Source organism: Pokkaliibacter plantistimulans, assembly GCF_003194385.1.
Lineage (GTDB): Bacteria > Pseudomonadota > Gammaproteobacteria > Pseudomonadales > Balneatricaceae > Pokkaliibacter > Pokkaliibacter plantistimulans.
The window spans coordinates 126897-133978 of sequence record NZ_LAPT01000002.1; the positions used below are offsets into that span (position 1 = coordinate 126897).

The 7082-nt window shown below is 53.9% G+C and carries 5 protein-coding genes; 3 read left to right on the plus strand and 2 right to left on the minus strand.

From position 1 onward, the window contains the following. Positions 1–10: 10 nt before the first annotated feature. Positions 11–1063, minus strand: a complete 1053-nt coding sequence (rfaQ, locus tag WH50_RS01030) for a putative lipopolysaccharide heptosyltransferase III (protein WP_207780124.1) — start codon at positions 1061–1063, stop codon at positions 11–13. Between the two features lie 50 nt (positions 1064–1113). After that, a complete protein-coding gene (locus WH50_RS01035) occupies positions 1114–2046 on the minus strand; it encodes an LpxL/LpxP family acyltransferase (protein ID WP_279305892.1) in 933 nt (310 codons plus the stop codon). A gap of 112 nt (positions 2047–2158) precedes the next feature. Here WH50_RS01035 and WH50_RS01040 point away from each other — a divergent pair, with 112 nt between their 5' ends. The 3 genes from WH50_RS01040 (at position 2159) to hldE (ending at position 6966) form a co-directional block, all read left to right on the plus strand. Further along, positions 2159–3553, plus strand: coding sequence for a UDP-glucose dehydrogenase family protein (locus WH50_RS01040; RefSeq protein ID WP_341476815.1), 1395 nt, complete (start codon positions 2159–2161; stop codon positions 3551–3553). A 168-nt stretch (positions 3554–3721) separates the two neighbouring features. Continuing rightward, a complete protein-coding gene (gene msbA / locus WH50_RS01045; protein ID WP_110185640.1) occupies positions 3722–5542 on the plus strand; it encodes a lipid A export permease/ATP-binding protein MsbA in 1821 nt (606 codons plus the stop codon). Continuing rightward, positions 5539–6966: a bifunctional D-glycero-beta-D-manno-heptose-7-phosphate kinase/D-glycero-beta-D-manno-heptose 1-phosphate adenylyltransferase HldE gene (hldE, locus tag WH50_RS01050; protein ID WP_110185641.1), complete on the plus strand. Its 1428-nt coding sequence runs from the start codon at positions 5539–5541 to the stop codon at positions 6964–6966. Before msbA ends, hldE begins: the two co-directional genes overlap by 4 nt. Positions 6967–7082 lie beyond the last annotated feature (116 nt).

Sequence of the window (7082 nt, forward strand, 5' to 3'; positions counted from 1 at the left end):
GTGCTGATTGTCATTGCTCAGCTTGCGTCAGCATAAGTTGAACAGCGTTTACTACACGGTCTAGCCCCAATTGCTCAAGACAGTCACTTACCTTTGAGTTGCCACAACCATCCTGTCCACAAGGCCGACAGGGGTGTCGGTCGGATGTGATTAGCTGGTGAGGGCTTTGCCATGGTCCCCACTCTACCTCCCCGCTAGGACCGAACATTGTTACACACGGTGTTTGCTGCGCAGCGGCAATGTGCATAGGGACAGAGTCTACACCTATAAACAATCTTGCACGTGCAACAACGACAGCAAGGTCTTGTAAGCGCAGTTGCCCACTAAGATTGACGATCGGCATAGTAAGCCTGGAGGTTATTTGTTCGATCATCTTCAGCTCATCACTGCTGGGGGCGGCGGTTAATACAATCTGATGTCCACTTGCACTAAGTCTGTTAATCAGCTGACTACACTTTTCCACAGACCAGCATTTAAACAACCAGCGTGAAGTCGGATGGATATGAATGTAGCGCCCTTTGAGTTTCGATAATTTAAATAGCTCGTTGACTCGCTGTTCAGCTTCACTATCCAGACACATGACAAGCCGACGTTCGTCCTCTGAGGCTTGCAAACCTATACGTCTCAACGCATCCAGGTGCATTTCGACCGTATGGCGGCGGTTGCCTCCTATGCTTTTGTAGTGATGCGTAAAGCTATTCAACCAGAATTTATCTCGGCGATTTTCATAGCGCCGTACTACGGCATAGCGTGGTTTCAACATCCGGCACAACCAAGCACCACGCCGTGATTCGGTTAAATGTATCACCAGGTCATAGCGCTGCAGTTTTAAGTCGCGGAGCAGCGCAAGCTCCGCTTTAAACTTTGCATAAGGGCCGAAGTGCTTCCACTCTCGGCCAACAGTGTGGATTTGACGCACAGCTGGATGGTGCTCAAGCATAGGACGTGTATCGTCATACACTAGCGCGTCCACTTCTAAGTGTGGGTAATGATTCTGCAGTACTTGGAATACCGGAGAGGTTAATAGAACATCACCGTGATGACGCAGCTTGATGACTAACACTCGCTTCACTGTCGAGAAGTCCACGGCATCTTTGGGACCAAGAGTGTCCGTTAGCATCTAGCTGCCTTATACAGTTGTTGATTGCCATCCGGCTGGGTTTTGAAGCGCTTATGCATCCACATGTACTGCTCGGGATGGCGGCGGATAGAGCGTTCAATCACGCTGTTGATCATGGTGGCGTCGGCCAGGTCGTCCTTGGTCGGGAACGGCTCGACGGGTTCGAACATCAGCGTGTAAGTGTGGTCCGGCTCACGATAGACACTGAACATCACCATCGGCGAACGATTCAGTGCGGGTAGTCTAGCCGTCGCGGTCAGGGTCGCTGCCGGGTGGCCAAAGAAGGGGGCAAATACCGAACCCTTGGCACCGAAATCCTGATCAGGGGCATACCAGACACAGCGGTTCTGCTTGAGGCACTTGCGTGCGTACATGAACTCACTGCGATCAATAGGTTCGCAGAATGTCTGTCTGCCCTTGTAGATAAAGTGCTCCATCAAGGGGTTGTTATGCGGCCGATACAATACGGCAGAGTTTTTTACAAAAGGCAGAATCAATGGGCCGCTGAGGTCCAGGGCGCTGAAATGGGCACTCAGCAGAATGACGCCACGGCCTCTGTCCAGCGCTGCCTGCAGATGCTCAAGGCCGACTGCCTTGACCCGCGCCGCTGACCAGGAGTGAGGGCGCCACCAGGCGTAGCCTGTTTCCACCAGCCCCATACCATTGGCTTCAAAGGTCTTGCGGGCCAGTTTCCAGCGTTGCTGATCACTGAGCTCAGGGAAGCAGATGCCAAGATTGACCAGCGTCACTCGTCGACGCTTGACCACGGTATGGAAAATCAGACGGCCTAACATACGACCGATAAACAACCCAACGGCCGTCGGCAGTATAGTAAGGATTCGCATCAGGCCAATCACCATCCAGGTTGGCCAGAAACGGGGGGCGAGAAAATCCCGCCAGGATGAGGAAGAGGCTTCTCCTGACACTGCGTATTATTGCTCCAGAGAAAATCACGCTATTATAGTGCGCAGTTTTTTACGGGGCTACCTTGAACCGGCATGCTATGTGGCGTGTCCTGAATTAGTGGTAGCAGACATGGTGCCATGTGCGTTTATTCGCCGTGGTACGTCATGCCCGCTTGAGGATGAGGAACATATTTTGCGTCTGACAGTTGTAGGGACAGGTTATGTGGGCCTGGTTACAGGAGCTTGCTTTGCTGAAATGGGCAACAAGGTAACCTGCGTCGATATTGATCAGGGGAAAGTTGAACGCCTGAAGCAGGGCATTATTCCGATCTATGAGCCTGGCCTTGAAGAGGTTGTGCAGCGCAATGTGCACAGTGGTTCGTTGAGTTTCACCACTTCACTGCCAGAGGCAATGGCCAATTCCAATATCTACTTTATTGCTGTGGGTACGCCGCCCGGTGAAGATGGCTCTGCGGATCTGCAATACGTACTGGCCGTAGCCAGGGAGATTGGGCAACACTTGGACGACTATGCTGTCATTGTGGATAAGTCGACAGTGCCTGTAGGCACTGCTGATAAGGTGCGGGCAGCTGTCCAGAGCGAGCTGGATGCGCGTGGAGTTGATATCGACTTCGATGTGGTCAGTAATCCTGAGTTTCTCAAGGAAGGGGCTGCCGTCGAGGATTTCATGCGACCAGACCGTATCGTTGTGGGGGCAGACTCCGAACCCGCGAAAAAACTGATGGCGCAACTCTATGCGTCATTTTCCCGCAACCATGACAAGGTGTTGTTCATGGGGGTACGGGATGCCGAAATGACCAAGTACGCGGCCAATGCCATGCTGGCGACCAAAATCTCCTTTATGAATGAAGTGGCCAATCTCTGTGACCGTTTGGGCGTGGATGTCGAGAAAGTGCGGAAAGGCATCGGTTCCGACAGTCGCATTGGCTATCACTTTATCTACCCCGGCTGTGGTTACGGTGGTTCCTGTTTCCCCAAGGACGTCAAGGCACTGGTGCACATGAGTCAGGAAGCGGGATTTGAGGCGCACCTGCTGCAGGCGGTGGAAGCGCGTAATCAGCTGCAGAAAGACTATCTATTCAATCGCATCAGCGAGCACTTTGGCGGTCAGTCACTGGTGGGCAAAACCTTTGCCGTGTGGGGGCTGGCCTTTAAACCCGGTACCGACGATATGCGGGAAGCACCATCGATCAAACTGATCAATGCACTGATTGATGCCGGTGCACGAGTCCGGGCACACGATCCGGTTGCTCGGGATACTGCGCGGCGAGAGTTCCCACCAGTATGGTTTGAGGACGGGCGTTTGAGCTTTATTGACGATCAGTACGATACGCTGACACATGCAGAGGCTCTGGTGCTGGTGACCGAGTGGAAGCAATACCGCCAGCCTGAGTTCGGCGAAATTGCTGCCCGTCTCACCACACCGTTGATTTTTGATGGTCGTAATCAATATGAGCCCGCCCTGGTGCGCGAGCAGGGCATTACCTATTACGGTGTGGGTCGCTGATCACGCCGTGCTTCAGTCGTCTATCCTCCCAAAGGGCGGATACCTTGATGGACAGCCGGGCTTGCCCGGCTTCCGCACATTGGTCGGTGTTGTCTCCGTGCGGAGAAGCTCTGATCTGCGTTTCGGTCGACAAGACGACCAACGCCATCTCACACAGAAAAGGACAGTATGAGTAATTCAACCAATGGAGCGACGGTAACAGCAGACTCTCCCAAGGGCTGGGTTACCTATCGCCGATTGCTGGCTTACGTTAAGCCTTATTGGCCAGCGTTTTTGCTGAGTATGTTAGGTTTCATGGTTGTGGCTGGCTCTCAAGCTGCTTTTGCCAAATTAATGAAGCATCTGGTGGATGAGCTAGCGTCACCGACTCCCAATGCTCACTGGCTGTTTGCCGGTACCATCATGGGTGTCTTTGTTGTACGTGGGCTGGGCAGCTTTGTTGGCAGTTATGGTATCGCCTATGTCTCGCGCTCAGTGGTTCACAGTTTGCGCTGCGATATTTTTGACACCTTAATACGTTTACCCAGTCAGTATTTTCATGCGCATACCACCGGTCATCTGTTGGCCAAGGTAACTTATAACGTTGATCAGGTGACAGGCGCAGCAACAGGCGCACTGAAAACGGTGGTGCGTGAAGGGTTCACTGTAATAGGGCTCATGGGATATCTGGTGTTTCTAAACTGGCGATTGGCGCTGGTATTTTTCACGGTATCGCCACTCATAGCGTGGGGGGTGCGCACGGCATCCAAGCGTTTTCGCCGGCTTAGTCATAACATTCAAAACTCTATGGGAGATGTCACTCACACTGCCTCTGAGGCTTTGCAGGGCTATCAGGTAGTGCGCATTTTTGGTGGTATGGAGTATGAGCGTCAGCGCTTTGAAAAGGCCAGTCAACGTAACCAGCAACAAGGAATGAAGCTGGTCGCCACCGAGGCAATATCTACGCCGGTCATCCAGTTCTTTGTGGCTTTGGCTATGGCCATGCTGGTGTTCATGGCACTTAACCCAGCATGGAATAAATCCATGACATCGGGTGATTTCATATCCTTTCTTACAGCTGCAGGTTTGATTGTTCAGCCGCTACGAGCGTTAGCAGAGATAAACAACACGCTGCAAAGGGGTATCGCTGCCGCAGAAAGTATATTCAGCACGATGGATGAACCGGTTGAGGTTGATTCCGGTACGTATCGACTAGAGCGTGTTCGTGGTGAGATCCAGATTCGCAATTTGGAGTTCCAGTACAACACGGGTGGTCAGGTACTGAAAGGAATCAGTGTTGATATCAAACCGGGCGAGACGGTGGCGCTGGTGGGGCGTTCAGGGTCAGGTAAAAGTACACTGGCCAGCCTGATTCCGCGCTTCTACGATGTGGCGCCGGGCCAGATTCTGATCGACGGTGTCGATATCAATGACTACCAGCTCGATAATCTGCGGCAGCACATTGCACTGGTGAACCAGCAAGTCGTGCTGTTTGCTGGCAGCCTGAAGGAAAACATTGCCTACGCAGGTCTGGGTGAGCGTTCTGACGAGCAAATCCAACAGGCAGCCGAAGCGGCACATGTACTGGAGTTTGCTGAGCGTATGCCGGAAGGAATGAACACCCTGATCGGTGAAAAAGGCGTGCTGTTATCCGGTGGCCAGCGCCAACGCCTGGCGATTGCCCGAGCTGTTCTTAAGGATGCGCCGATACTGATTCTCGACGAGGCCACCTCCGCACTGGATACTGAGTCTGAGCGTCATATTCAGGCTGCCATGGAAGCAGTGATGAAGGGGCGTACTACGCTGGTGATCGCCCATCGCCTGTCTACCATCGAAAAAGCCGACCGAATCCTGGTGATGGAGCAGGGGCAGATTGTCGAACAGGGTAGTCACACCGAGCTGCTGGCGCGTAACGGCGCTTATGCCAAGCTGCATCAGATGCAGTTCAATGAATCACATGAGCAGGCGGCTGATGCGTCTGCCGATGTTGTTCCCAAGGAGTTGTCATGAAGTTATCACTGCCGGATTTCCTGCAGGCACGCGTGCTTGTTGTAGGTGATGTGATGCTTGACCGTTACTGGCACGGTGGCGCTTCACGTATTTCCCCTGAAGCACCCGTACCTGTTGTGGGGGTTAAAAATCAGGAAGACCGTCCTGGTGGTGCGGCGAACGTGGCACTGAACATTGCGGCACTGGGCGGTAAAGCAGTACTGATGGGGCTGACAGGCGGTGATGAGGCCGAGCAGGCGCTACGGGAACGGCTTCAGGCTGCCGGTGTAGACAGTCATTTTCATGCTGTAGAAGGGCATCCCACTATTACCAAGCTGCGGGTCATTGCTCACCAGCAGCAGTTGATTCGGCTGGACTTTGAGCAGCGCTTCCGTGAACAGGATTCGGCCGCTTTGCTGGAACAGGCTAAACCTGCCCTGACAGGGGCGGGCGTGCTGTTGATTTCGGACTATGACAAAGGCGCATTACAACATGTGCCCGAGTTGATTGCTGCCGCTCGGCAGCTAAGTCTGCCCATTGTTGCTGATCCTAAAGGCAAGGATTTTGCGAAGTATAGGGGGGCGACGCTGATCACTCCCAATATGAGTGAGTTTGAAGGGGTGGTAGGGACGGTGCAGACGGAGCAGGAGCTGGTCGACAAGGGACTGGCGCTGCTGGAAGAGCTGGATCTGCAGGCCCTGTTGATTACACGCAGTGAGAAAGGCATGACCCTGTTGCGTCGTGGCTGTGCTGAACTGCATTTCCCTGCTCAGGCCCGAGAAGTTTATGACGTCACCGGTGCCGGGGATACCGTCATTTCGGTACTGGCCACGGCTCTGGCGGCGGGTACTGATCTGCCACACGCGGTGGCTCTGGCCAATACTGCTGCGGGGATTGTCGTCGGTAAGCTGGGTACCGCTTCCGTCAGTGCTCCCGAATTGCGTCGCGCCATTCAGCGTCAGCAGGGTGGCGGTCGCGGAGTGGTAAGCGCCGAACAGTTGTTGATTGCGCTGGAGGATGCCCGGGCTCATGGTGAGAAGGTAGTTTTTACCAACGGTTGCTTCGATATTCTCCATGCTGGCCATGTGACCTATCTGGAGGATGCCCGAGCCCTGGGCGACCGACTGGTCGTGGCGATCAATGATGATGATTCGGTGCGTCGCCTGAAAGGCTCTGGTCGTCCGGTGAACAGTGTAGATCGGCGCATGGCGGTGCTTGCCGGGCTGGTGGCCGTGGACTGGGTGGTGAGTTTCAGTGAAGACACTCCCGAGGCATTGCTGGAGAAGGTGCGCCCTGAGATTCTGGTGAAGGGGGGGGATTACAGCGAAGATCAGGTTGTCGGTGGCGAGTTTGTCAAAGCCTATGGCGGCGTGGTCAAGGTGTTATCTCATGTGGAGAATTGCTCCACTACCGCCATCGTCAATAAAATCAAGCAGGATCGTTAGCAGGTCGTTGAAAATCTATCTGCGTTGCCGAATACCGCGTCAAAAACAGGCTCACAGCCGAAGGCTGAACGTGCTTTAGCACGGCCCCGAAGGGGCGAGCAGAGCGAGTCAAATGT